The organism is Parasutterella muris (assembly GCF_943193095.1).
GTDB classification, from domain to species: domain Bacteria; phylum Pseudomonadota; class Gammaproteobacteria; order Burkholderiales; family Burkholderiaceae_F; genus Parasutterella; species Parasutterella muris.
Genome location: NZ_CALPCV010000012.1, coordinates 36,333 through 59,516, shown reverse-complemented (window position 1 = coordinate 59,516; position 23,184 = coordinate 36,333). Strand labels below are relative to the sequence as shown.

The window sequence follows — 23,184 nt, the reverse complement described above, 5'->3', positions numbered from 1 at the left end:
TTTGTATTCCAAATTGGAGCTATCAGCCCGTTAAATCTTCATTGGCATGACGACAAATTTGAATTTTTCGCTGTCGGGCATGCGGATCAATGCAGAGCTAAGCGGACCACCGAGAGATACTCTGACTGTTTCGTTTTTCAGAGCATTCAGCACTTCGATCAGATAGGTCACATTGAAACCGATTTCAATGCTGTCGCCCTGATATTCGACTTCAAGCTCGTCTTCCGCTTCTTCCATATCGGCATTTGTCGCAGCGACATTGATAACGCCGGACGAAAGATTCCAACGGACGCCTTTGAGTTTATCTGCGGTGAGAATGGATACTCTCTGAAGAGAAGAAAGAAGTTCCTGTCTGGATACTTTGAATTCTTTATCGTTGTCGACCGGAATGACCTTTTGGTAATCCGGATACCTTCCTTCAACAAGTTTGGAAAGAATTTCAACACCGGCAAATGTAAATTTGATTTGTTTTTCCGCCATGTAGACAGTGATTTCGTCTTCGGAATCGGGAACTAAACGAGTTAGTTCCTTAACAGTCTTTCTCGGAATAATTGAGTCAAGTTTCTTCTCGGAAGCCTGATCAGCATCGACATCACAAAGAGCGAGACGATGTCCGTCTGTTGCAACAGCCCGTACGGATGTACCTTCGGAGCAAATATAAACCCCGTTAAGGAAATAACGAACGTTGTTGACGGCACATGCAAAGGAGACCATGCTTAGGAGATATTTAAAGCGGGAACAAGGCATAGAAAACGCCTTTTCCAGCTTCACTTCCTTCATTGACGGAAAATCTTCTGCCGGAAGAGTCTGCAGTTCAAAGCGGCTCCTTCCTGAAGTCAGAAGTACGTGCTCTCCTTTCTTTGTAAAAGAAACCTCACTGTTATCAACCAGAGAAGCAAGAATATCATTCAGTTTTCTGGATGATATTGTCGTTGAAACTCTGCAGTTAGGCGTACCGATTGCAGAGCTTGTTCTGATTTGAATGTCCAGATCTGTTGCTGTAAATGTGACATTCTCATTTTCCTGAGCCAGCAAGATATTGGAGAGAATCGGAAGCGGCTGCTTCTTCTGGACAACACCGCTTACGTTCTGAATAGGTTTAAAGATATTCTCTTTGCTTCCGTTAATGAAGAGTACAGGAGTGCCGGGAGCAGCTTCAGCTGGTTCCGCAAACATAGTTTCCGTCCCTGCGGTTCCTGTTGCTTCGGTAAGGTCGTTTTCCAGATTATTTTCCATCGTGGCTCCCGTTAATTCCAATTCTTTAATGCTTGTTCTATTAAATGAAGAGTGTGGTTCAGTTCTTGTTTCTGAGCACGCTCTTTAGTAATTTTTTTCACAGCGTAAAGCACTGTCGTGTGATCTCTTCCGCCAAAAGCGTTTCCAATATCAATCAGACTTTTTTGAGTCAGCTCCTTAGCCAGGTACATCGCGATCTGGCGGGCATATGCCACATTTGCGACTCGGCTTTTTGAATGCATGTCAGCAATCTTGATATTGAAGTGTTCAGCAGTGGTTTGCTGAATGTTCTCTATAGAAATTCGTCCCGTTCCGCTGATACCTTGCAAAGCTTCTTTAGCAAGCTCCTCTGTGATCGGTCGATTGAAAACAGTTGCGCGCATGATGACGTTTTTTAGTGCTCCTTCCAACTCTCTGACATTCGTATTCAATCGATTGGCAATAAGATAAGCCACCTCTAAAGGAAGATGGACATCCTGCTGTCTTGCCTTCTCCAACAAAATCGCGGCCCTAAGTTCAAATTCTGCAGGTTCTATAGAAACCGACAGCCCTGCTCCAAGTCTCGAGATTAGCCTTTCATCAAAGTCGGAAAGCTGTCGGGCATAGGTATCGCAGGTAAGAATAATTTGCTTATTCTTCGGAAGGAGAGCTTCAAAGATACTGAAAAGTCTTTGCTGCGTTCCGCCTCGTTTGCATAGGAACTGAACGTCATCGATCAGCAGCGCATCCAGATTCCGATACTTATTATCGAACTTCTTAATCTTTTCGTCGGATAAACGACCGCCGCTGGAAAGATCAACAACCTCATTAATGAAACGTTCGGCGGAAATACAAAGCAGTTTTAGATGCGGATTGTTTTCCAATAGTTTTCTGCCGACTGAATGCATTAAGTGAGTTTTTCCCAGACCGACAGCCCCATAGATAAAAAACGGGTTGTACTTTTCTCCCGGAAACTGCGCAACTAATTCAGCGCTGCTTCTTGCAACACGATTTGCATTACCGGTAACAAATGTCTCAAATGTCAGTCCGTCATGAAGACCGGATTTTCTAGCAAGAAGATTAATATCAGTATGTTCATCAGAATGACTTTCCGATTCCTGTGAAGACTGCGCACGAGCAGCTCCTTCGTTAGGATCCTTAACAATAAAGGTTAGTTGAACCGGTCGACCGGCAATCTCATCCACCTTTTTCTGGATTTCGCTCTGATACTGAGACTTCAGCTGTTTTAAATGAATGAAAGACGGAGCGCACAGTACAAGTTCATTAGGGTCATCTTTTTCGACGTACTCTAATCTTCCAAACCAAGGTTCGAAGACCTCGGTGGGGTAGCTGTCTCTCAAGGAAGCTAAAGTTAATTCCCAAACTTCTCGCATTTAATCTAATTTCTTATGCAGACAATTCTGCTTCTATCAAAAATCCAAACAATGATTGTACCTTATGTAGTCTTCTGATTCTTCTTTGGAGAGGTGCCGTGGGAAGGCTGTAAATGAAAGTAATTACAAAATATTTCTCTTTCTATTTGACAAGTTAACTGCAAATGAAGTCTAATATGTGGTTTATCAAAATTGCCTGTTCGTTGACCGCATCAGGTGATCACTTTTAGTTTTAGTGCCGTCAGCCGCGGCCTCTTTAAAAGGAATAAAAATGGCAACAAAACGTACTTATCAGCCCTCTAAGGTTAAACGTGCACGCACACACGGATTCCTCGTCCGCAGCCGTACTCGCGGTGGCCGCAAGGTCCTTGCTGCTCGTCGTCGTAAAGGCCGTCACGTTTTAGCTCTCTAATAATTTAGAGAGGCTCGCGAAGTAATAAGATGGATTGTGGAGTGCTGACTCAGTCCTTTCCAAAAAGTGTTCGAATTATCAAATCTAAAGATTTTTTAGAGGTTATCAGAGCACGAGGTTCGGGTTTGGTCCGCTTCCATGGAAAATGGTTCGAAGTTAAGGCAAAGCTTATCGATGAAGAACCAAAATTCCTGGTTGGGTTAACTGTCGGTAAACGCTTTGCAAAGCGTTCTGTAGATAGAAATCTGATCAAACGCATATTGAGAGAGGAAATTCGATGCTCCTCTCTCAGTTTGTCTGTAGAGGACGAGCACTCAGCTTTCAGTGTGAGAGTGGTCTTTCGTCTGAAAGCGCCGCTTCCGTCTACTTTATTTCGCACCCCTTACCGGGATTCACTTAAACAAGAAATGAGGGAAGACTGCCGAATTTTGCTCGAACAACTTGTTGAAAAATTAGTTTCCTTACGGATGGAGAAGACTGGTGATTAAGCTGTTTCTTCTTACATTAATCCGTTGCTACCAACTTATTTTTTCACCAATAGTCGGTCATAACTGCAGATTTCTTCCTACCTGCTCCCACTACTCATACACCTCGATTGAAAGATTCGGTGCTGTGAAAGGGTGCTGGCTGACGTTGTTTCGTTTACTGCGGTGCCAGCCTTTTGGCGGGAGTGGAATTGATGAAGTTCCTGAGAAATTTCGTTGGAGATGCTGGTGCAAAAACAGCGACTGCAATAGCGCTTCATCAAACTATATTTTTCAATCCAAATTAGAGAACACAAATCATGGGAAGTGATATTCAACGCGCCCTCCTATGGATTCTTTTCGGTTTATCGGCTTTTATGCTTTATGACCGTTGGGAAGTCTACAACGGAAAACCGCCGTTATTCGGACCCGAAACTCAACAGACTCAAAACGTCTCAGCTCCACAGGGCTCAGCGGATACACCGCAGGCCAGTACAGCATCAGCACTTCCTACAGAAACTGCTGCTGCTCCCAAAGCTGATTTAGTTCATATTGAGACGGATCTTTTAAACCTGTCTATCGATCCTACAGGAGCGGTTATTGTCGGCTCTGAACTGAGGAAAGAAAAACAGACTACTCCTTGGACTGATACCGGCCTTGTCGGCATGGTTCTTGGCAATAAACCCGAGGCTCCGAAAGATGTTGTCCTTTTCACTCAGGAAAAAGGACGCACTTATCTTGCTCAGACAGGATTGATCGGCGGTCCTTACCCTACACATAAGACTGCATTTAAACTTGTTCCCGGTCCGCTGAAGCTTGCAGATGGTCAGGACTCCCTTACTGTTAAATTTGAAGGCGAATCCGGCGGAGTTAAAGTCATTAAGGCTTATACCTTTGAACGCGGTCACTATGGCATTAAAGTAAGTCATGAGGTCGTTAACAACACCGGTAATGACATTACACCTTCTATTTATTTCCAGCTCACTCGTGACGGCGATAAGCCTGAAGGTGAAGGCGCCATGGTTAACTCTTATACTGGTGCTGCAGTCTACACAGATAAGGAAAAATTTCAGAAAGTGTCGTTTAGCGATATCGCTGACGGGGACAGAGATTTCCAAGCTAAGGCAGACAACGGTTGGATCGCTATGATTCAGCATTACTTTGTTTCCGCCTGGGTTCCTACTCCCGGAGTTGAACGCGAAAACTACACAAGAAAAGTCGGAGATAAACTCTACGCCATCGGCTCTATTGAGCAGATCAACACCATTCCCAGCGGCAGTTCTAAGACAATGGACGCTGTTCTGTACTCCGGTCCTCAGGATCAGACAAGACTTGATGCAATTGCGCCGGGACTTTCTCTGGTAGTTGACTACGGATGGCTGACTTTCCTTGCTAAACCGATCTACTGGCTTCTTTCTTTCCTTCACGGAATTGTTGGGAATTGGGGCTGGGCGATCGTTTTACTGACCTGTATTGTTAAAGCTGTGCTTTATCCGCTTTCACTTGCTGGATATCGCTCTATGGCGAAGATGAAAGATCTTGGTCCGAGAATGAAGGCCCTTAAGGAAAAATACGGAGATGATAAACAGCGTCTCAATATGGCGATGATGGAGATGTACAAGACTGAGAAGATTAACCCTGTTGGCGGTTGTCTTCCTATCCTGCTCCAGCTGCCGGTTTTTCTCGCTCTTTACTGGGTGCTTCTGGCTTCAGTCGAGTTAAGAGATGCTCCTTGGATTTTCTGGGTGACCGACCTTGCGGCTCCTGATCCTTGGTTCATTCTTCCTATTCTGATGATCATTACAATGGTCATTCAGTTCAAGCTTAATCCGACTCCTCCTGATCCTGTTCAGGCAAAAATGATGGCTATCATGCCGTTTGTCTTCGGCATCATGTTCATCTTCTTTGCTTCCGGTCTTGTGCTCTACTGGCTGGTGAACAATATTCTTTCGATTGTTCAGCAATACCTTGTCAACAAGCAGATTGCCGCGGATCGAATTAAGAAGCAAACCAACTAATTTATAGATTTCATAGCTTAGGGTCTCTGTTTAATCAGGGGCCCTTTTTTTCTGGGTAGTAAAAATAATCATTGAGACAGCGAAGTCATTTTCATCGGTTCTATTTCTCCGACGGAATAACAGCTTTTCTAACCTAGTTCGCCAAGGTTTACTACTTAATCTGAATCTCGTTTACAAGATGGACTTTCGCTGCTCTGATCTAATATTCTCTGGCGATAAGATTCTTATCCAGTCTTTGAAGAACCATCGGTCCATCTTACTATGCTTTTCTCCGTATCAAGTATCCGATGAGAGGAAGGGGCCAAACCCAAACGCTTATAATCCACAGAAATATACTTTTTGCTGAAGCGGTCTTACTTTTGCTCGTGAGAATAAACAGGACGACGGAACCTAGTATGGTCCAACTAAGGATACATAGGTAAACCGTTACTCTAGCATTGTAAGTATCTCCAAACATGCTGCCAAGATAAGCAGATATCGGCACTGCAAAGAGCACAGCGAGAACCGAGCCGAGCAGTTTTTCGGCTTCGTTCTTATTGTTCTTCAAACTCATATAAAAGGTTGTGAATGTCAGATTCCAAATCGACCCCTATCATAGCAATAGCTACAGGGAACGGTAATGCGGGTATCGGAATATTGAGACTCTCCGGACCTCAGAAAAGTGTGACGGAAATTTCCTCAAAGCTGTTCTCCGGTAAGAAGCTGGAAAGCAGGTATGCATACTTACTTCCGATTCACGATAAAGATGGCGAAATTATTGACAGAGGCATTGTCATTTTCTTTGCAGCACCATTTTCTTATACCGGCGAATCTGTACTTGAAATTCAAGTACATGGCGGTAGGGCTTCATTAGAGTTTATTCAGAACGAACTTCTAGATCGTTTCTCAGATTTAGGTCTGAGACTCGCGAATCCGGGTGAGTTTACAGAGCGGGCTTTTTTAAATGGAAAAATTGATTTAATTCAGGCTGAAGCCACCGCGGATCTCATAGAAGCTTCAACACTGCAGTCAGTCAAAGCCGCCTCTCGTTCACTGAGAGGAGACTTCTCTAAGGAAATTAGCAAGCTAAATGATGAGCTTATTAACCTCAGAGTTGAAGTTGAGGCGATGCTTGACTTTCCTGAGGAAGAAATTGATTTCATTAATCAGTACGGTTCCAGAGACAAAATTGAATCAATAAAAAAACATCTTGAAGATATTATAAAAAATGCAAAACAAGGGGAAATTATTAGGGATGGTTTAAGAGTTGCGATAATTGGCGAAGCAAATGTGGGGAAATCTAGCTTATTAAACGCGCTAGCCGGAGAAGAAGTTGCAATCGTTTCCGATATTGCAGGCACTACACGGGATCGAATTAAAACTTCGATTAATATCTCCGGAGTTCTCTTTCATTTTGTTGATACAGCCGGTATTCGAGAAACTAATGATGCAATTGAGAAGATCGGTATCGAGAGAAGTAAGCAGGAAATTTCCAATGCTGATATTGTTCTGCAGATATTGGATGTAACGTCGCTTAATGACGAGGATCATAAAAAACTGGATGACTTGTTACACACTATAAAAAAAGAAGATGTTCCTGTTATTCGCGTTTTCAATAAATCCGATCTATTAGACAGTTCGCAGCATTCTATTTCCATTGTTTCACGTGAAACAGTTATCTCAACCTCTGCTGTCACGGGTGCAGGATTACAGGAACTCAAAAATGCGCTTGTTAAATTATCTGGAGTCACAGATAACTATTCTGTCTATAGTGCAAGAGAGAGACACTTAAACCTTTTAAAAGCAGCCTCCTTACATCTAAATCAAGCTTCAGATTTTATAAAATCCAATAATCCACAATTAGAGTTGTTTGCAGAAGAGCTTAGAGAGAGTTCGGATAATCTGGGAGAGATTATCGGTAAGACAACTTCAGATGATCTGCTAGGTAAGATTTTTAGCGGATTTTGTATCGGTAAATAGTTTGTTCCACGTGAAACATTATGAGTTATTTATATCCAATTAAATACGATGTCATCGTTATCGGCGGTGGTAATGCCGGTATTGAGGCAGCAGCAGCGTGCGCAAGAATGAAGGCGAAGACGCTGCTTGTAACACATAATTTAGATAACTTAGGTCAGCAATCCTGTAATCCATCAATAGGAGGCATCGGAAAAAGTCATCTCGTGAAAGAGGTTGATGCGTTAGACGGATTAATTGCTAAAGCTACTGATTTTTCAGGTATTCAGTTTCGAGTATTAAACGCTTCAAAAGGGGCGGCAGTTCGTGCAACCCGTGCGCAGATCGATCGCCGACTTTACAAATTTGAGATGCGTAAGCGTATCGAATCGATTGAAAACTTAGATTTAATAGAAGAAGCTGCAAACGGTTTGATCGTGAACGGTCATGCCGTTGAGGGTGTATATCTTCGATCTGGTATTGGGGTTCATTCTAAAGCGGTAGTTTTATGTTCGGGAACTTTTCTAAACGGCAAGGTATTTATCGGAGAGACAGTTTATTCAGCAGGTCGAAGCGGAGATCCCGCTTCTATTGAATTAGGGGGCGATCTTGCACAGCTAGGGTTGCCAAGATCACGCTTGAAAACCGGAACTCCTGCTAGACTGGATGGAAGAACAATCGATTTCAGTCGCTGTTCTGAGCAACTTGGTGATTCAAATCCGGTACCCGTGTTTTCGTATATGTGTAGTGCTGAGGATCACCCTGACCAGGTTCCTTGCTGGATCACATCAACTAATGTCTCAACGCATGACATTATTCGAAGGAATATGGACCGCTCACCCTTATATACGGGGATGATTGAGGGAATCGGGCCAAGATACTGCCCTTCGATTGAGGATAAGATTCATCGTTTTAGCGAAAAGGACTCTCACCACGTATTTTTGGAACCAGAAGGACTAAATACCTATGAATATTATCCTAACGGTATCTCAACCAGTCTTCCGTACGATGTTCAGGTCGACTTTATACATTCCATAAAGGGCTTGGAGAATGTACATATCATTCGACCTGGCTATGCGATTGAATATGATTATTACGATCCAACACACCTGAAGGATAATTTAGAAAGTAAGGAATTCTCAAATCTGTTTTTAGCCGGCCAGGTAAATGGAACAACCGGCTATGAAGAGGCGGCAGCACAGGGTCTGATGGCCGGCGTCAATGCGGTTCTGTCCATACGAGGGCGAGAACCGTTCGTTGTCAGGAGATATGAGGGTTATCTTGGTGTGATGATTAATGACCTGATTACGAAAGGTGTTAATGAGCCTTACAGAATGTTCACATCACGGGCGGAATTTCGATTGAGTCTTCGTGAGGACAATGCTGATAAGAGACTTACTGAAGTTGGGTATAAGCTTGGCGTTGTATCAGAAGAGCGTTGGGAATTTTTCTGCAGAAAAGAAGAATTGATTGAACAAGAAACACAAAGACTTAAATCGATCTGGATAAATCCGGGCGTATTAGATGCTCTTTCAGTTGAATCCGTTTTAGGAGAAGATTTAAGTAAAGAAGCGAATCTGTATAACTTACTGAGAAGGCCGGAGCTTGTATACACAGATCTGACAAAACTAAAGATGCAAAACGGTGAATCAGTTCTTAATCCACCGTATCTAGATTCTTCTTTAGCCGATACGCTGGTTACGCGGATTAAATACAAAGGTTATGAAGACAGACAAAGAGAAGAAGTTGAGAAAAATCTCCAGCGTTTGGAAACGGTAATTCCTGATAATTTTGATTATGATTCAGCCAAGGGTCTATCCTTTGAAGTGACTCAAAAACTTAAAAAGATCAGACCGAGGAATTTGGGTGAAGCTCTGCAGATATCAGGTGTAACACCGGCTGCAATTTCTATCTTGCTGGTATATATCAAGAGACATAACAGCAATGGTGCAAAAAATGCAGAATAAGAACTTTGAGAGACTTTCTGAAGGGTTTAAGGCGCTGCATCTTTCGGTTAATGAAGTGAACCTGGAAAAGATGGACAAGTTCCTTCAACTGCTGTTGAAGTGGAACAAGGTATATAACCTCACTTCTATCAATAATGAAACGGAAGCTATTGATAAGCATTTGTTAGACTCTGCTACTTTAATTCCTCTCTTGAAAGAGTTTGAGCAACCGAATGGGAAAACCAGCGTAATGGATGTAGGCTGCGGCGGCGGGCTCCCCGGAATACCTGCAGCTATCCTACTGCCAAACTTCAGGTTTACTTTAGTAGATACAGTGGCAAAGAAAATAGCCTTTGTTAGCCAGGCCATCATCAACTTAAAACTGTTGAATGCTCAGGCGGTAAATGCGAGAGTTGAATCATATTGTCCGGAAGAAAAATTCGATTTAATTACGTCTCGTGCATTTGCTTCTATTTCAACTTTTATAAACCTAACTGAGAAACATCTAAGCAAAAACGGACGTTGGATAGTCATGAAGGGAAAACTCCCTGAAGAAGAGATTGAGAAAATCCCGGATTTTGTTAAGGTTGTTGAAATCAGAAAAGTAGAAATTCCGAATGTTGATTCGGAAAGACATTTGGTTGTATTGAGTAGAAAATAATAAAGTTGAAGTTAACTTTAAGTACTGAACAAAAGGCCTTGCTGAAGTCGCAAGGCCTTTCAGTTAACAGTGTTGAAGACAAAGTTTCTTGTTGTGTTAATTCATCATTACTTAGTAAGTATTCTTCACTTCTTTCGCAGCTGCCGAATTATGCTTTTATCTGCCGCCGATGATAGGTCCGTTTTCTCAAGAGACGGCATTATAGTGATATGACGCTCTTATAACGGATTTCTATTTTTCAGAGAGACTCATTCAAACTGACAGTCAGTTCATTCAGGACAGTGTTAAGGGCATTTTCCAGTCCTTTGACTGCCAGAGGAATTTCTGCTTTTTCAATGTCTGAGGCTGCGCTGAATTGTCTTTGATAAACGAGCTTGTCAAAGGCTGTTGTGGTAACCGAGGCTTGCAGAGCAACCTTAGCCTGGTAAGGCTTGGAAACCGCAGAAATATAAAATTCTGAAATGAAGATCGTCAGCTGATAATCAAACTGTGCAATGGAGTTCGGTAACAGCACAATTCTCCAAGGACCACCGGCGGACAGTTTTTCTCGAATTGCGGCAGCAATGATTTGAGAGGGTGTGGAAACGAGCTGACTGATTTCCGTATTGAACATTCTGTTGTCCTCTCCAAGGACGTAAATCTTTGATGAGTCATATGGCTCGGCAACCATGGGAGGATTGACACGAACGGATGAAAGTCTCCGTTTACTGATGCTGTTCCTGTAAGTAGGCGCTCCTAATGAAATGCTATAAAGCTTGAGAGGAGGTCTTTCCGGAAGTATGGAACAACCTGCAAGGGTCAGAAAAGAGGATTGAAGAAGAAGTCTTCTAAGCATTTTGTACCTTCAATTTCATTTATTACTTAACGGATTGCCGGCCTGCTTGGGTGAAAGCAGCAAACCCGCAGGGTTGTTTGGGATAGATGAAGACAGATTCTTTAAGTTCTCAGCAATTGCATTCAAATTTCTGAGCGTGAGAGCAAGATCGTAACTGTTGGTCTTAATCATGTTGTTGAGATTCTGAGAAAGACTGCTCAAATTCTTAATAAGCTTTTCTGCCTCCGTTCGTTTGGCAAGATTATCTAAACTTGCAGCGGATTTTCTGATTTGCTCAATGAGCTCGTTGAGATGTGAAACATTAATCTCATCTATTTTGTGGTCGGCGTTTACGAAGAGCTGTGTAAGCGAATCACCAAGAGAATTAAATAGATTAGGCTCTAAGCCTTTGGCGATTCTCTCCAAGTTTCCAATCAAAGATTGAAGAACGGGTAAAGTTCCTTCCAGATTTCCTTTCAAATCAAGAGTATCAAGACTTGCAAGGAAATTTTTAACATTCTCTACAATTTCGTTGCTTAAACTCGGGGCTGACGGAATATACAAATACTTTGGAGTCCAACTGAATTTGATTCGATCAGCCGGATATTTGTCACTATCCAAAAATTCCATGGAAAGGTAGAGAGAACCTGTAATACCGGCCAGCTGCGTCTGAACTCTCAATCCGTGAGAAATGTATTCTTTGAGCTGCTTTTTTACTTCTTCATCCGCAAGGTTGATTTTCATTCGGACAACAGCGACGGAGTTCTTTTCTGAGAGAATCTCCTGATGATTCGAAGGGTAGGCTTCCGATGATAGAAGAATTTCTTCCACCTCCCCTACCGGTATTCCTCTAAATTTAACTGGAGATCCAACTTCAAGCCCGCTAATAGAAAACATGAAATACGTTTCGAGGTGACTCTGAGGACGAAAAAGATTCGGACCTACTATGACACCGATCGAAAGGACGGCCAGAACAATGGCTGTCAAAACAAACAGACCCAGCCGAAAATAATTTGCTCTATTGTTCATTTAATTCTCCGAATCAGGCTCTGCATTAAAAAATTGCCTTACCCACGGATTGGGCGAGTTCTCCTGAAGCTCTTTTGGATTTCCATCAGCAATGATGGATTTTGTCTTCGGATCCAGCATCAGACACCTGTCCGCAATTCTGAAAATGCTTTGCAGTTCATGACTGACAATAACAAAGGTACAGCCGAGTTCGTCCCTTAGCTTTTTGATAGTCTCGTCAAGATTGGCCGAAGTGATCGGATCTAAACCCGCACTTGGCTCATCAAGAAGAAGAATAGTTGCACCTAAAGAAAGTGCTCTGGCGATACCTGCCCTTTTGATCATGCCTCCGGAAAGCTCACCAGGCATGAGATTAGCGGCTGCAGGCATCTCAAGCGCATTCAGAAGCATTAGAGACGTTAGATTCTTAGCTTTCATTGGCAGGTCGGTGAACTGATCCAAAGGAAAGCGTACGTTTTCGAGAACGCTGAGGGAACCAAAAAGAGCGCCGCTTTGATACATAATGCCCAGACTGCGCTGGATATTCGGGATTTCGTTTCCCGAGTGAATAATACTTTTCCCTCTGATGAGTATGTCACCGGACAAAGGCGGATTAAGACCAATAATTGTTTTCATTAATGTCGACTTTCCGCATCCGGAACCTCCCATAATAAAAACAATCTGACGATCGTATATGTCAAAAGAGACATTATCCAAGAGAACTTTTCCCGGCCATCCCATTGTCAGGTTTTTAACCTGAATAACAGATTCTCTTTCCTTCATGGTTAAAATCCTAATCGGTTGGTGAGCAGAGCTGCGGCTCCGTCAATCAGAACGATCCAGACAATGCTTTTGACGACGGACTTAGTCGTCGAATCACCCACAGCAGCTGCGCCCGCACCCGTATTCATGCCGCATTCACAGCCGATTAAGGCGATAACAAATCCAAAAATAACCGCCTTTATAAGGCCGAAAAAAACATCCGTCGCAGAAATTGAGTGGATGAGCTGGATGTAAAACTGCGTGAATGTAATATCGTAAAGCCTCATGACCAGGCCGCCGCCTAATACACCAAGTATCGTGGCAAATACAGAAAGAAGCGGGAGGACAAGTGAAGAGGCGATTAATCTAGGAACCACAAGAAAATAGACCGGGTCAAGACCGAACGTGGTAATTGCATTAAGTTCTTCACTTACCTTTTGCGTTCCAATCTGCGCGGCAAACGCTGAACCGGTACGACCTGCAAATAAAATAGCGGTCATTAGAGGACCAAGTTCGCGTGTCATGGCAATTCCAATACCATTGACGACAAAGATGACAGCACCAAAAATTTTCGCAACGAGCGCTGTTTCAAATGCAATGATGACGCCCATTAAAAAACCGATGAGGCAAATAATGGTGACTGCTTTACTTCCGCTCTCATCCGAAATATCGTAAATCTCTCTGAATCTGATCAGTGAGGGATGAATAAGGACACCAAAAAGAGCGCATATGCATGAGCCTAAAAAAGTGATGCTCTTTTTTGTATCGGTAACTTTATCGGCTAGCCACTTACCTAATGTGCTGACGAACCCTAATTTCTCACGCTCTGTTAAGTCCGGTGAAAAATTCCGAAGCATCGTCGCGTATACGCTTTCAAGATCAGCGGAAAGATTAATGAGCTGGAATCTCTCCGGCTGCCGTCTTATTTCATAGAGTAAAGTTAAGCCGCTTTCATCACAGAATTTAACTGCGGCAGCGTCTACTGTTCGCACTTGTCCGGCGTCCGCGGCATTGAGAACTTGCTCCCAAAGAGGAGAAGAATCCTCTGCGGTCAGACGATCGGGAAGTTTGATGGGATCACTCATTTCTGTATTCCAGCTATCTGATACATCGGTCAAAGTTTTGCCCTGTACGAAACATTCTAGAGGACGGAAGATTAAAATGTCCTAAGCATTACCGTCTTGAGACTACTTATAGACAATTTGAATCAGTCTTTGACGGCACTGTTCCTTTCGGTGAAAAATAAAATTAAATCTCTGTAAAATTGTGCGGTTACTTAGTGGGTTTAGAAAGAAATCTTAAATGTCAAAGATTTACTGTATTGCAAATCAAAAGGGCGGAGTCGGTAAGACCACGACCGCTGTTAACTTAGCGGCAGCACTTGCCGAGATGTCTTATCGCGTCCTTCTAATTGACCTTGACCCTCAAGGTAATGCAACTACGGGAAGCGGTATCGATAAAGTGAAGCTGCTTCCTTCGATTTATGAAGCAATTATTGGTCAGGCTGATTTAAAGAGAGTGATCACTCACTCACAAAATGGCTACGATGTTGCCGGAGCAAACAGACGACTTGCCTCTGCAGAAGAAGAGCTTCTGGGGGCCGAACAGAAGGAATTGGCGCTTAAGAAACTCCTCTCCCCTCTTGAAGACGAATACGACGTCGTTCTGATTGATTGCCCGCCGACATTGTCGATCTTAACCATTAATGCTTTCAGTGCTTCAGCGGGTCTGATTATCCCGATGACTTGCGAGTACTTTTCCCTTGAGGGTGTATCCGATTTGCTTCTGACGATTCGCGCAGTGCGTGAACAAATAAACGGAGATCTGGTTATATCCGGTCTGCTTCGTGTGAAGTTTGATCCGAGAATCACTCTTCAGCGACAGGTTAGCGATCAGTTGACTGAGTTCTTTGGAAAATCTATGTTTGGTTCGGTTGTACCTACGAATGTTCGCTTAGCGGAAGCACCGAGTCATGGGCTGTCCGGTCTGAACTATGACTCGAGCTCAAGAGGAGCCCAGGCCTATAGATCATTTGCCGAGGAATTTGCAAAACGGGAAAAACTCCACAAGTTGATTAAACGCGGAAAGAAAGGTAAATAAATTGGTAACAAGAAAACCCAAAGGATTAGGAAAAGGCTTAGATAATTTTTTTGGCGTGAAGAGCGTTGCTGATGTCCTTGATACATCCCCGGACGAAACTTTACCTTCGACCCTTCCCATCAACTCTCTGCATCCCGGAAAGTTCCAGCCGAGGACAAAGTTTGAACAGGATTCTCTGAAAGATTTATCAGATTCAATTAAAGCAAACGGCATTCTTAACCCGATTGTTGTGAGAAGGACGGATGCGGACAAATTTGAGATTCTCGCCGGTGAACGCCGCTATCAGGCTGCATTATTAGCCGGTTTGAAAAAAGTCCCAGTTCGTATTCTGGGTGTAAACGATAAGCAGGCAATGATAATCGGGCTTGTTGAGAATCTGCAACGCGAGGACCTTAATGTGATGGAAGTCGCAGCTGGGTTGGAGCGTTTGGTTCAGGAATTTAAGTACAGCCACGAAGAAATAGCGGCAGCTATCGGGCGGTCACGTCCGATGATCAGCAATATTCTTCGCTTGCTTTCATTACCCCAAGAGATTCAGGATATGGTTCGTGAGGGGCAACTCGATATGGGGCACGCCAGATGCCTTCTTTCGCTTCCGGAAAAAGAGAGAATTTCTGCAGCGAACCTGATCATTTCGAAGGATTTATCCGTTAGACAGACTGAAGAGCTTGTCCGGAGGATGAAAGAACAGTCTGAGCAAAAGGATCAGCCGAAAGCGCCTTCTGAAAAAAACAAAGAATGGGCGTCATACGAGAAAGAACTCTCAAAAATCCTAAACCTGAAAGTAAAGGTTACATCCGGCGATTCGGGAAAGGGAGTTCTGCGCATTTCATTTGACTCGAAAAAAGATATGGAAGAGCTTATGAGGCTCTTAAGTCGTTAAAAACGTAACAAAATATACCTGTATCCATATAAACCCTTCGGTAGAACGGATGATATTCTGCGGTTTGAGTTGCTCAGATTAAGCTAAGTTATTAGAATTCACGTGTTTCTACAGGACGGTCTGAAGACAATTGTTTTTATGAAAGCGTTAAGAAGAGTTGTTTTCTGCCAACTGATAGCCTGTCTGATTTGTACAGTTGCTGCGCTGGCCATTGGCGGAAGTGCGGCGGCTGTGTCGTCCTTATTAGGTGGTGCTGTGTGTGCGCTCCCGTCTTTCTTGGTTATTTTTTTGATGTACTTAACCAGGAACAGAGCCGCAAGTCCTCTAGGGGTATTTGTTTTTGAATTTATCAAGGTTTCGCTGGTCATCTTAGGATTTCTCAGCGTCGCTTTGTTTTATAAAGAACTTAACTGGTTAGCGTTTATTTTGTCGGCCGGCGTAGTTCTATTAAGTCACGTTTTTGCTTTAGCTAGCAGGGAATAATTAAGGATTAACAATCATGGCAGGCACGGCTACTGAGTATATTCAGCACCACTTAACGCATCTGTCCACAGTAAAGCAGACAAGCATTGTTGACTTTTCTGTTTTTAACTTCGACACGGCAGTATTCTCTATCGCAATGATGATTCTTGCGCTTTGGGTTTTATACTCAGCGGCCAGGAAAGCGACCACCGGAGTTCCGGGGAAATGGCAGTGTGCTGTTGAAATGCTTGTTGAGATGGTTTCTGATCAGGCGAAATCTATCGTTCACGGAGACAGAACCTTCATCGCTCCGCTTGCTCTGACAGTTTTTGTTTGGGTTACCTTTATGAATGCAATCGACCTTATCCCGGTTGATTTGCTCCCCGCCATCGGCAGCTGGTTCGGAATTCACTATCTGCGTCCGCTTCCAACTGCCGACTTGAACGGTTCGCTCGGCATTTCCTGCGGCGTGCTTCTTCTCATGATCTACTACGGTATTAAGATCAAGGGTATTGCCGGTTTCAACAAAGAGCTTTTCACAGCGCCTTTCGGTAATTTCATCCTGCTCTGGCCGTTTAATTTCCTTTTAAACATCATCGAATACATTGCTAAAACAGTCTCTCTGGGTATGCGACTCTTCGGCAACATGTATGCCGGTGAACTGCTGTTCTTCCTGATCGCTCTGCTTACAGGTATGCTTTGGCAGGGAGAAATCGGAATGACTGCTTTCGGTGTGATCGGCCAGTTCTTTGCTGGTCTCTGCTGGTGGCTTTTCCATATTCTTATTGTTTTACTTCAGGCCTTCATTATGATGATGCTGACTCTGGTTTACATCGGTCAGTCTCATGAAGGACACTAATTATTTTCTTTCTTTTGATTTAAACACGTCATATTAAACAAGGAGTTCGTTATGACAAACGTCGCTTATGTTGCATTAGCTTGTGGCCTGATTATTGGCTTTGGTGCTTTCGGTGCCTGTATCGGTATCGCTATCATGGGTTCCAAGTATCTTGAAGCCTCTGCTCGCCAGCCTGAGCTCATCAACACACTGCAGACCAAGATGTTCCTTCTCGCCGGCCTTATCGATGCTGCGTTCCTTATCGGTGTTGGTATCGCCATGATGTTCGCCTTTGCTAACCCGTTTGTCGGCTAATCAGCCAAACCTTCGTTGCGGTTTTTATAGACAAACTGCATTTGCTCAGCAAATGCTTAACGGGATTAGAAAATGAACATTAATGCCACATTGTTCGTACAGATGGCCGTGTTCTTCGTCGGTGCTTGGATCACCATGAAGTTCATTTGGCCACCGCTCAATCGAGCAATCGAAGAGCGGCAGAAAAAGATTGCTGACGGTTTAGCCGCAGCTGATCGCGGCGAACATGCTTTGGAAGAAGCGAAAAAAGAAGGAGCTTCCATCGAAGCTGCCGCTCGAGCCCAGTCTCAGGTTATTGTTGCTCAGGGCGAAAAGCGTGGTCAGGCTATTATCGACGAAGCCAAAGAACAGGCTCAGGTCGAAGCCGATAAGATCATTGCCGCGGCTCGTGCACAGGCTGCTCAGGAAATCCAGGCTGCCAAAGACGTTCTTAGGGATCAGGTTGCAAATTTGGCTGTGTCCGGAGCTTCCCAGATCCTGGGTAAAGAAGTCGATGCTTCGGCTCACCAGCAATTACTTGACCAACTTAAGGCGAAATTGTAATCATGGCAGAGATCTCAACTATCGCACGTCCTTATGCCGAAGCGTTGCTTAAGGCTGTTAAGGACAGTAAAGAAGAGGGTTTGGCTGACAAGCTTTTGCCTGTTCTCGACGTGCTGGATGAGATCGTTGAGGATCCTAAGCTCAAAGAATTATCTAACGATCCTTCTTTGACCGTGAACCAAACTTACGATCTTATTCGAGGAATGCTCGGTGATAAGGTTCCTGCCGAAGCCGAAAACCTCCTCAAATTAGTAATCGAAAACGGAAGACTCGAAGCTCTTCCTCAGATCACTGCACAATTTCGTCATTTGCTCAATCAGGAAAATCATGAGGCCGACGTTCTTATCGAAAGCGCATACCCCATGAATGATGAGCAGTTAGCTGACCTTGTCAAGGCTCTGGAAAAGAAATTCCCGAACCTGAAACTTCTGCCCAAGGTTGTCGTTGACAACTCTTTGATCGGCGGAGTCCGCGTTACAGTCGGTGACAAGGTGCTTGATGGCACAGTTAAGGCAAGACTTGAGCAAATGAAGTCTCGCCTCACAAGTTAATTACGGAGCTGATAGCTATGCAACTCAATCCGAGTGAAATTAGCGAGCTGCTGAAGCAGCGAATCGAAGGTATGGGTCTGAATACCAACCTTCGTACCGAAGGTACAGTCGTATCTGTTACCGACGGTATTTGTCGTGTCCACGGACTTTCCGATGTGATGCAGGGTGAAATGCTTGAGTTCCCCAACAACACCTACGGTCTCGCTCTTAACCTTGAAAGAGACTCTGTCGGTGCTGTTATTCTGGGTAGCTATGAACATATCTCCGAAGGCGACATTGTTAAAACTACCGGCCGAATCCTTCAGGTCCCCGTCGGACGCGCCCTGATCGGTCGTGTCGTTAACGCTCTTGGTCAGCCGATTGACGGCAAAGGCCCGATCGTTACCGACGAATATGACGTTGTTGAAAAGGTTGCTCCTGGCGTTATCGAACGTCAGTCTGTTAGCCAGCCTGTCCAGACCGGTCTTAAGTCTGTTGACTCTATGGTTCCTATCGGACGCGGTCAGCGTGAATTGATCATTGGCGACCGTCAGACTGGAAAGACTGCTGTTGCTATCGATACCATCATCAATCAGAAAGGCAAAGACCTTATCTGTATTTATGTTGCGATCGGCCAAAAGGCTTCTACGATTGCCAACGTTGTTCGTAAGCTCGAAGAATACGGCGCAATGGATTACACCATCGTCGTTGCGGCTTCCGCTTCCGAATCTGCAGCCATGCAGTACATTGCTCCTTACTCCGGAGCAACAATGGGTGAATACTTCCGCGACCGCGGTGAGGACTCTCTCATTGTTTATGATGACTTGACCAAGCAGGCTTGGGCCTATCGTCAGATTTCCCTGCTGCTTCGCCGTCCGCCGGGACGTGAAGCCTACCCTGGCGACGTTTTCTATCTGCACAGCCGTCTGCTCGAAAGAGCTGCGCGTGTCAACCCGGAATACGTCGAACGCTTTACCAAGGGTGCTGTCAAGGGTAAGACTGGTTCTATGACTGCTCTTCCGATTATTGAAACACAGGCAGGCGACGTTACAGCGTTCGTTCCGACCAACGTGATTTCTATTACCGACGGTCAGATCTTCTTGGAAACCGACCTCTTTAACGCCGGTATCCGTCCTCCGATCAACCCCGGTATCTCGGTTTCTCGAGTCGGCGGTGCTGCTCAGACCAAAGTTATTAAGAAACTTGGCGGCGGTGTACGTCTGGCCCTGGCTCAGTACCGTGAACTTGCTGCGTTTGCTCAGTTTGCTTCCGACCTTGACGAAGCGACACGCAAACAGCTGGAACGCGGCCGTATCGTTACCGAACTCATGAAACAGCCTCAGTACCAGCCTCTTCAGGTTTGGGAAGAAGCTCTCGTACTTTTCGCCATCAACATGGGTGCCTATGATGATGTCGAAGTTAAGGATGCTCTGAAAGTCGAAAACGCGATGCAGGATTACATGAAGATTAATCATGCGGATCTGATCGGACGTATTGAAGAGACAAAGCAGCTCTCTAAGGAAGATGAACAACTTCTGACAGAAGCTGTCAAAGAGTTCAAGAAATCCGGTGCTTTCTAATTGAGCAACGTTAGAGGATCCTAATGCCAAGTACCAAAGAAATTCGAGCCAAGATCAGATCGGTTCAAAACACCCGTAAGATCACAAAGGCGATGGAGATGGTGGCCGCTTCCAAGATGAAGAAGGCCCAGGATCGTATGCGTGCGGCCCGTCCGTACGGCGATACCATCCGTAACTTAATCGGTCACCTGGCAGAAGCTTCAACAGAAGCCGTTCATCCGTTCCTCCGCAAGTCTGCGGAGGAAAAGAACATCGGCTTGATTGTTGTTTCAACCGATAAGGGTTTGGCCGGCGCTTTGAATACCAATATTCAGAGACTTTTGGCTCATACCCTTAGAGATTGGGCGCATGAAGGTAAGAAAGTTGAAGCGACTGCTATTGGAAACAAAGGATTAGGTTTCCTCCAGCGCATCGGTGTGCCAATTGTCTCGCAGGTCGTTCAGCTCGGTGATCGTCCAAATTTGGAACGCTTGCTCGGAGCGATTAAAGTTCAGATCGAAGCCTATCAGGAAGGCCGTGTAGACCACGTCTACATCGCCTACTCCCGTTTCATCAATGCGATGAAGCAGGAACCTGTGATTGAACAGCTTCTTCCTTTGCCGAAATCGGCCGTTGAGACGGACAAACATCAAAACTCTTGGGACTACATCTATGAACCTAGCCCTGAAGAAGTTTTAAAGGTTCTGCTCAAGCGTTACGTTGAAGCGCTTATTTATCAGGCAGTAGCGGAAAACATGGCAAGCGAACAGAGTGCTCGTATGGTCGCCATGAAGGCCGCATCTGATAACGCTAAGAAGCTTATCGACGATCTGCAACTGGTCTACAACAAGACACGTCAGGCCGGCATTACTAAGGAAATCACCGAAATCGTCGGTGGCGCCGCGGCTGTGTCTTAATTGAAAAGAAATCGAAACGAGGAATACCTATGAGTATCGGAAAGATCGTACAGGTTATCGGCGCGGTGGTCGACATCGAGTTCCCCCGCGAAGAAATGCCGAAAGTTTACGACGCACTTGTCCTTGAAAAGGACGAAAACAATAAGCTTGCTGAAGAAGGTTTGACCTTTGAAGTTCAGCAGCAGCTGGGTGACGGCATCGTTAGAACCATTGCTATGGGTTCTTCCGAAGGTCTCCAGCGCGGTATGGCTGTTAAAGCTCTCGGTCACGGAATTACAGTTCCGGTCGGCCCGAAGACTCTCGGCCGTATCATGGACGTTCTCGGACGTCCGATCGATGAAGCAGGTCCGATCGGCGAAGAAAAGCGTATGCCGATCCACAGAGCTGCTCCTAAGTTTGACGAACTGAGCCCGTCCGTCGACCTTCTTGAAACAGGCATTAAGGTTATTGACCTTGTCTGCCCGTTCGCCAAAGGCGGTAAGATTGGTCTGTTCGGCGGTGCCGGTGTTGGTAAGACCGTCAACATGATGGAACTTATTAACAACATCGCTAAGGCTTACGGCGGCTACTCTGTTTTCGCCGGTGTCGGTGAACGTACCCGTGAAGGTAATGACTTCTACCATGAAATGGGCGAATCTAAGGTTCTCGACAAAGTGGCCATGGTCTTCGGTCAGATGAACGAACCTCCCGGAAACCGTCTCCGCGTGGCTCTTACCGGTCTGACAATGGCTGAAGCCTTCCGTGATGAAGGCAGAGATATTCTTCTCTTCATCGACAATATTTATCGTTATACACTGGCCGGTACTGAAGTATCCGCCCTGCTCGGCCGTATGCCGTCAGCCGTAGGCTATCAGCCGACACTGGCTGAAGAAATGGGTAAGCTTCAGGAACGTATTGCTTCTACAAAGGTTGGTTCTATTACCTCCATTCAGGCTGTTTACGTTCCTGCTGACGACTTGACTGACCCCTCTCCGGCTACAACATTCGGTCACTTGGACGCTACAGTTGTTCTGTCTCGTGATATCGCAGCTCTGGGTATTTATCCGGCTGTCGACCCGCTTGACTCTACTTCTCGTCAGATCGACCCGAACATCATCGGTGAAGAACATTACAGCGTAACTCGCCGTGTTCAGGCCACTCTGCAGCGCTATAAAGAACTCCGCGATATTATTGCGATTCTTGGTATGGACGAACTTTCTCCTGAAGATAAGCTCGCCGTTACAAGAGCTCGTAAGATCCAGAGATTCCTTTCTCAGCCCTTCCATGTTGCTGAAGTGTTTACCGGTTCCCCCGGTAAGTATGTTCCGCTGAAGGAAACCATCCGCGGCTTCAAGATGATTGTTGACGGCGAATGCGATCAGCTTCCGGAACAGGCCTTCTACATGGTCGGCACAATTGATGAAGCTTTTGAAAAGGCTAAGACCATCAAGTAATCTGAGGTGAGAGCTCGTCTCTCACCAGCCAACCTGGAGAATTAAATGGAAAAAACCTTAAAAGTCGACGTTGTAAACGCTGAAGAAAGTCTTTTTAGCGGCGACGCCGAGTTTGTAGCTCTGCCCGGTATCGAAGGCGAGCTCGGTATTCTGCCAGGCCATACCCCTCTCATTACGCTGATTCGTCCGGGTCTTGTTCGTATTCATACGAACGGGAACCAGGAAGAGGAAATCTTCGTAGCGGGCGGGGTCTTAGAAATTCAGCCCTACCATGTAATCGTGCTGGCTGATGTGGCTATCAGAAGTAAAGACCTTGATGAAGCCAAGGCGAAAGAAGCTATGGAAAGAGCGAAGGCTGCTGCTAAGACAAGCGCAAGCGAAATCGAGCTTGCTAAGGTTGAAGCGGAAATCAGTATGCTCGCCGAACAGCTTCGTATCCTGCAGAAGCTCAAGAGATAAATCTAAGTCTTTTTTAAACTCCGGTATTTACTAGGTATCTACCGGAGTTTTTTTTATCCAGTAATTGACTAAAATATACCGATTGACCTTTACCAGGAGATACCCGTGATTCTTGTTTCAACTGACGGTTCCGAAATTTCGGAAAAAGCCATTACCACCGCTGCAAAACTTGCAAAAAACCTCAACACCTGCGTTCTTGGTATGACAGTTGTCAAAGCGAAGGGCTCTGAAGTCGCTGACCGCACTCTCGAGGATGTCAAAGATGCATGCCAGAGAGTCGGCGTTCCTTGTGAGGTTGCTGAAGTCGTCGGCAACTCTGTTCCGGATGCCATTCTTAAAACGGCACAGGAACGTGATGTTCGCTTCATCGTTATGGCAAGCCGCGGTTTGGGCACGCTCGGTTCTTTGTTTATCGGAAGCTCTACCCAGCAGGTTTTAGCTAAAGCTGATCGTCCTGTACTGGTAGTTCGTTAATAAATTGAACTGCACGAAAAAATATTTCGATGCAGTTCTGCC

At 45.0% G+C, this 23,184-nt stretch carries 25 protein-coding genes; 19 read left to right on the top strand and 6 right to left on the bottom strand.

From position 1 onward, the window contains the following. Window positions 1–30: 30 nt before the first annotated feature. On the bottom strand, window positions 31–1,236 hold the full coding sequence (dnaN, locus tag NFR90_RS06075) for a DNA polymerase III subunit beta (RefSeq protein ID WP_251451456.1): 1,206 nt from the start codon (window positions 1,234–1,236) through the stop codon (window positions 31–33). Window positions 1,237–1,247: 11 nt separating this feature from the next. After that, window positions 1,248–2,609, bottom strand: a complete 1,362-nt coding sequence (gene dnaA / locus NFR90_RS06070; RefSeq protein ID WP_251451454.1) for a chromosomal replication initiator protein DnaA — start codon at window positions 2,607–2,609, stop codon at window positions 1,248–1,250. Window positions 2,610–2,880: 271 nt separating this feature from the next. Between dnaA and rpmH the strand changes: the two genes are divergently transcribed. From rpmH to rsmG, 7 genes are all read left to right on the top strand, one after another. Beyond that, window positions 2,881–3,021, top strand: coding sequence for a 50S ribosomal protein L34 (gene rpmH, locus NFR90_RS06065; protein WP_008810341.1), 141 nt, complete (start codon window positions 2,881–2,883; stop codon window positions 3,019–3,021). Between the two features lie 41 nt (window positions 3,022–3,062). Continuing rightward, window positions 3,063–3,509: a ribonuclease P protein component gene (locus NFR90_RS06060; protein ID WP_160336108.1), complete on the top strand. Its 447-nt coding sequence runs from the start codon at window positions 3,063–3,065 to the stop codon at window positions 3,507–3,509. Beyond that, window positions 3,502–3,816 carry a membrane protein insertion efficiency factor YidD gene (yidD, locus tag NFR90_RS06055; RefSeq protein ID WP_160336109.1) on the top strand — a complete coding sequence of 105 codons (315 nt, stop codon included), beginning with the start codon at window positions 3,502–3,504 and terminating at the stop codon, window positions 3,814–3,816. The genes NFR90_RS06060 and yidD overlap by 8 nt, the downstream gene beginning before the upstream one ends. Then, window positions 3,806–5,503, top strand: coding sequence for a membrane protein insertase YidC (gene yidC, locus NFR90_RS06050; protein ID WP_160336110.1), 1,698 nt, complete (start codon window positions 3,806–3,808; stop codon window positions 5,501–5,503). Before yidD ends, yidC begins: the two co-directional genes overlap by 11 nt. Window positions 5,504–6,070: 567 nt before the next feature. Then, window positions 6,071–7,462 carry a tRNA uridine-5-carboxymethylaminomethyl(34) synthesis GTPase MnmE gene (gene mnmE, locus NFR90_RS06045; protein WP_251451453.1) on the top strand — a complete coding sequence of 464 codons (1,392 nt, stop codon included), beginning with the start codon at window positions 6,071–6,073 and terminating at the stop codon, window positions 7,460–7,462. A gap of 20 nt (window positions 7,463–7,482) precedes the next feature. After that, window positions 7,483–9,405, top strand: a complete 1,923-nt coding sequence (gene mnmG, locus NFR90_RS06040; protein WP_251451451.1) for a tRNA uridine-5-carboxymethylaminomethyl(34) synthesis enzyme MnmG — start codon at window positions 7,483–7,485, stop codon at window positions 9,403–9,405. Then, window positions 9,395–10,045 (top strand): 16S rRNA (guanine(527)-N(7))-methyltransferase RsmG, encoded by a 651-nt coding sequence (rsmG, locus tag NFR90_RS06035; protein ID WP_251451449.1) that lies wholly within the window; start codon window positions 9,395–9,397, stop codon window positions 10,043–10,045. The genes mnmG and rsmG overlap by 11 nt, the downstream gene beginning before the upstream one ends. A 238-nt stretch (window positions 10,046–10,283) precedes the next feature. On the opposite strand, the gene NFR90_RS06030 is transcribed toward rsmG, so the two are convergent. The 4 genes from NFR90_RS06030 to NFR90_RS06015 all read right to left on the bottom strand — a co-directional run bounded on the left by NFR90_RS06030 (window position 10,284) and on the right by NFR90_RS06015 (window position 13,714). Further along, the gene (locus NFR90_RS06030; protein WP_251451448.1) at window positions 10,284–10,880 is read right to left on the bottom strand and encodes an ABC-type transport auxiliary lipoprotein family protein; all 597 of its coding nucleotides are present in this window, start codon (window positions 10,878–10,880) and stop codon (window positions 10,284–10,286) included. Between the two features lie 15 nt (window positions 10,881–10,895). Next, window positions 10,896–11,756 (bottom strand): MlaD family protein, encoded by an 861-nt coding sequence (locus NFR90_RS06025; RefSeq protein WP_251451446.1) that lies wholly within the window; start codon window positions 11,754–11,756, stop codon window positions 10,896–10,898. A 132-nt stretch (window positions 11,757–11,888) separates the two neighbouring features. Next, complete coding sequence (locus NFR90_RS06020; protein WP_160335996.1) at window positions 11,889–12,650, bottom strand: ABC transporter ATP-binding protein; 762 nt, start codon at window positions 12,648–12,650, stop codon at window positions 11,889–11,891. A 2-nt stretch (window positions 12,651–12,652) separates the two neighbouring features. After that, on the bottom strand, window positions 12,653–13,714 hold the full coding sequence (locus NFR90_RS06015) for an ABC transporter permease (protein ID WP_251451444.1): 1,062 nt from the start codon (window positions 13,712–13,714) through the stop codon (window positions 12,653–12,655). 217 nt (window positions 13,715–13,931) lie between these two features. On the opposite strand from NFR90_RS06015, the gene NFR90_RS06010 reads away from it, so the two are divergent. From NFR90_RS06010 to NFR90_RS05955, 12 genes are all read left to right on the top strand, one after another. Further along, the gene (locus NFR90_RS06010) at window positions 13,932–14,729 is read left to right on the top strand and encodes a ParA family protein (RefSeq protein ID WP_251451443.1); all 798 of its coding nucleotides are present in this window, start codon (window positions 13,932–13,934) and stop codon (window positions 14,727–14,729) included. Window position 14,730: 1 nt separating this feature from the next. Beyond that, complete coding sequence (locus NFR90_RS06005; protein ID WP_160335993.1) at window positions 14,731–15,612, top strand: ParB/RepB/Spo0J family partition protein; 882 nt, start codon at window positions 14,731–14,733, stop codon at window positions 15,610–15,612. Window positions 15,613–15,750: 138 nt separating this feature from the next. Continuing rightward, complete coding sequence (locus tag NFR90_RS06000) at window positions 15,751–16,095, top strand: ATP synthase subunit I (RefSeq protein WP_251451441.1); 345 nt, start codon at window positions 15,751–15,753, stop codon at window positions 16,093–16,095. Between the two features lie 16 nt (window positions 16,096–16,111). Continuing rightward, complete coding sequence (gene atpB, locus NFR90_RS05995; RefSeq protein WP_160335991.1) at window positions 16,112–16,933, top strand: F0F1 ATP synthase subunit A; 822 nt, start codon at window positions 16,112–16,114, stop codon at window positions 16,931–16,933. Between the two features lie 51 nt (window positions 16,934–16,984). After that, window positions 16,985–17,227, top strand: a complete 243-nt coding sequence (atpE, locus tag NFR90_RS05990; RefSeq protein ID WP_008810358.1) for a F0F1 ATP synthase subunit C — start codon at window positions 16,985–16,987, stop codon at window positions 17,225–17,227. A 72-nt stretch (window positions 17,228–17,299) separates the two neighbouring features. Beyond that, window positions 17,300–17,770, top strand: a complete 471-nt coding sequence (locus NFR90_RS05985; protein WP_160335990.1) for a F0F1 ATP synthase subunit B — start codon at window positions 17,300–17,302, stop codon at window positions 17,768–17,770. A gap of 2 nt (window positions 17,771–17,772) precedes the next feature. Continuing rightward, a complete protein-coding gene (locus tag NFR90_RS05980) occupies window positions 17,773–18,321 on the top strand; it encodes a F0F1 ATP synthase subunit delta (protein WP_160335989.1) in 549 nt (182 codons plus the stop codon). A 17-nt stretch (window positions 18,322–18,338) separates the two neighbouring features. After that, window positions 18,339–19,880, top strand: a complete 1,542-nt coding sequence (gene atpA, locus NFR90_RS05975) for a F0F1 ATP synthase subunit alpha (RefSeq protein ID WP_160335988.1) — start codon at window positions 18,339–18,341, stop codon at window positions 19,878–19,880. Between the two features lie 23 nt (window positions 19,881–19,903). Continuing rightward, entirely contained in the window at window positions 19,904–20,776 is an 873-nt protein-coding gene (atpG, locus tag NFR90_RS05970; protein WP_251451439.1) for a F0F1 ATP synthase subunit gamma, read from the top strand. A gap of 29 nt (window positions 20,777–20,805) precedes the next feature. Beyond that, window positions 20,806–22,209: a F0F1 ATP synthase subunit beta gene (gene atpD / locus NFR90_RS05965; protein ID WP_160335986.1), complete on the top strand. Its 1,404-nt coding sequence runs from the start codon at window positions 20,806–20,808 to the stop codon at window positions 22,207–22,209. Between the two features lie 45 nt (window positions 22,210–22,254). After that, window positions 22,255–22,668 (top strand): F0F1 ATP synthase subunit epsilon, encoded by a 414-nt coding sequence (locus NFR90_RS05960; protein WP_160335985.1) that lies wholly within the window; start codon window positions 22,255–22,257, stop codon window positions 22,666–22,668. Window positions 22,669–22,773: 105 nt separating this feature from the next. Further along, a complete protein-coding gene (locus NFR90_RS05955) occupies window positions 22,774–23,142 on the top strand; it encodes a universal stress protein (RefSeq protein ID WP_251451437.1) in 369 nt (122 codons plus the stop codon). Window positions 23,143–23,184 lie beyond the last annotated feature (42 nt).

Coding starts and splice junctions, on each gene's coding strand:
- rsmG (WP_251451449.1), top strand. CDS start 9,395: ATGCAGAATAAGAACTTTGAGAGACTTTCTGAAGGGTTTAAGGCGCTG.
- NFR90_RS05985 (WP_160335990.1), top strand. CDS start 17,300: ATGAACATTAATGCCACATTGTTCGTACAGATGGCCGTGTTCTTCGTC.
- NFR90_RS06030 (WP_251451448.1), bottom strand. CDS start 10,880: ATGCTTAGAAGACTTCTTCTTCAATCCTCTTTTCTGACCCTTGCAGGT.
- mnmG (WP_251451451.1), top strand. CDS start 7,483: ATGAGTTATTTATATCCAATTAAATACGATGTCATCGTTATCGGCGGT.
- NFR90_RS05960 (WP_160335985.1), top strand. CDS start 22,255: ATGGAAAAAACCTTAAAAGTCGACGTTGTAAACGCTGAAGAAAGTCTT.
- atpB (WP_160335991.1), top strand. CDS start 16,112: ATGGCAGGCACGGCTACTGAGTATATTCAGCACCACTTAACGCATCTG.
- NFR90_RS06015 (WP_251451444.1), bottom strand. CDS start 13,714: ATGAGTGATCCCATCAAACTTCCCGATCGTCTGACCGCAGAGGATTCT.
- mnmE (WP_251451453.1), top strand. CDS start 6,071: ATGTCAGATTCCAAATCGACCCCTATCATAGCAATAGCTACAGGGAAC.
- NFR90_RS05980 (WP_160335989.1), top strand. CDS start 17,773: ATGGCAGAGATCTCAACTATCGCACGTCCTTATGCCGAAGCGTTGCTT.
- rpmH (WP_008810341.1), top strand. CDS start 2,881: ATGGCAACAAAACGTACTTATCAGCCCTCTAAGGTTAAACGTGCACGC.
- atpA (WP_160335988.1), top strand. CDS start 18,339: ATGCAACTCAATCCGAGTGAAATTAGCGAGCTGCTGAAGCAGCGAATC.
- NFR90_RS06025 (WP_251451446.1), bottom strand. CDS start 11,756: ATGTTTTCTATTAGCGGGCTTGAAGTTGGATCTCCAGTTAAATTTAGA.
- atpE (WP_008810358.1), top strand. CDS start 16,985: ATGACAAACGTCGCTTATGTTGCATTAGCTTGTGGCCTGATTATTGGC.
- NFR90_RS06000 (WP_251451441.1), top strand. CDS start 15,751: ATGAAAGCGTTAAGAAGAGTTGTTTTCTGCCAACTGATAGCCTGTCTG.
- atpD (WP_160335986.1), top strand. CDS start 20,806: ATGAGTATCGGAAAGATCGTACAGGTTATCGGCGCGGTGGTCGACATC.
- dnaA (WP_251451454.1), bottom strand. CDS start 2,609: ATGCGAGAAGTTTGGGAATTAACTTTAGCTTCCTTGAGAGACAGCTAC.
- NFR90_RS06010 (WP_251451443.1), top strand. CDS start 13,932: ATGTCAAAGATTTACTGTATTGCAAATCAAAAGGGCGGAGTCGGTAAG.
- NFR90_RS06020 (WP_160335996.1), bottom strand. CDS start 12,650: ATGAAGGAAAGAGAATCTGTTATTCAGGTTAAAAACCTGACAATGGGA.
- dnaN (WP_251451456.1), bottom strand. CDS start 1,236: ATGGAAAATAATCTGGAAAACGACCTTACCGAAGCAACAGGAACCGCA.
- yidC (WP_160336110.1), top strand. CDS start 3,806: ATGGGAAGTGATATTCAACGCGCCCTCCTATGGATTCTTTTCGGTTTA.
- atpG (WP_251451439.1), top strand. CDS start 19,904: ATGCCAAGTACCAAAGAAATTCGAGCCAAGATCAGATCGGTTCAAAAC.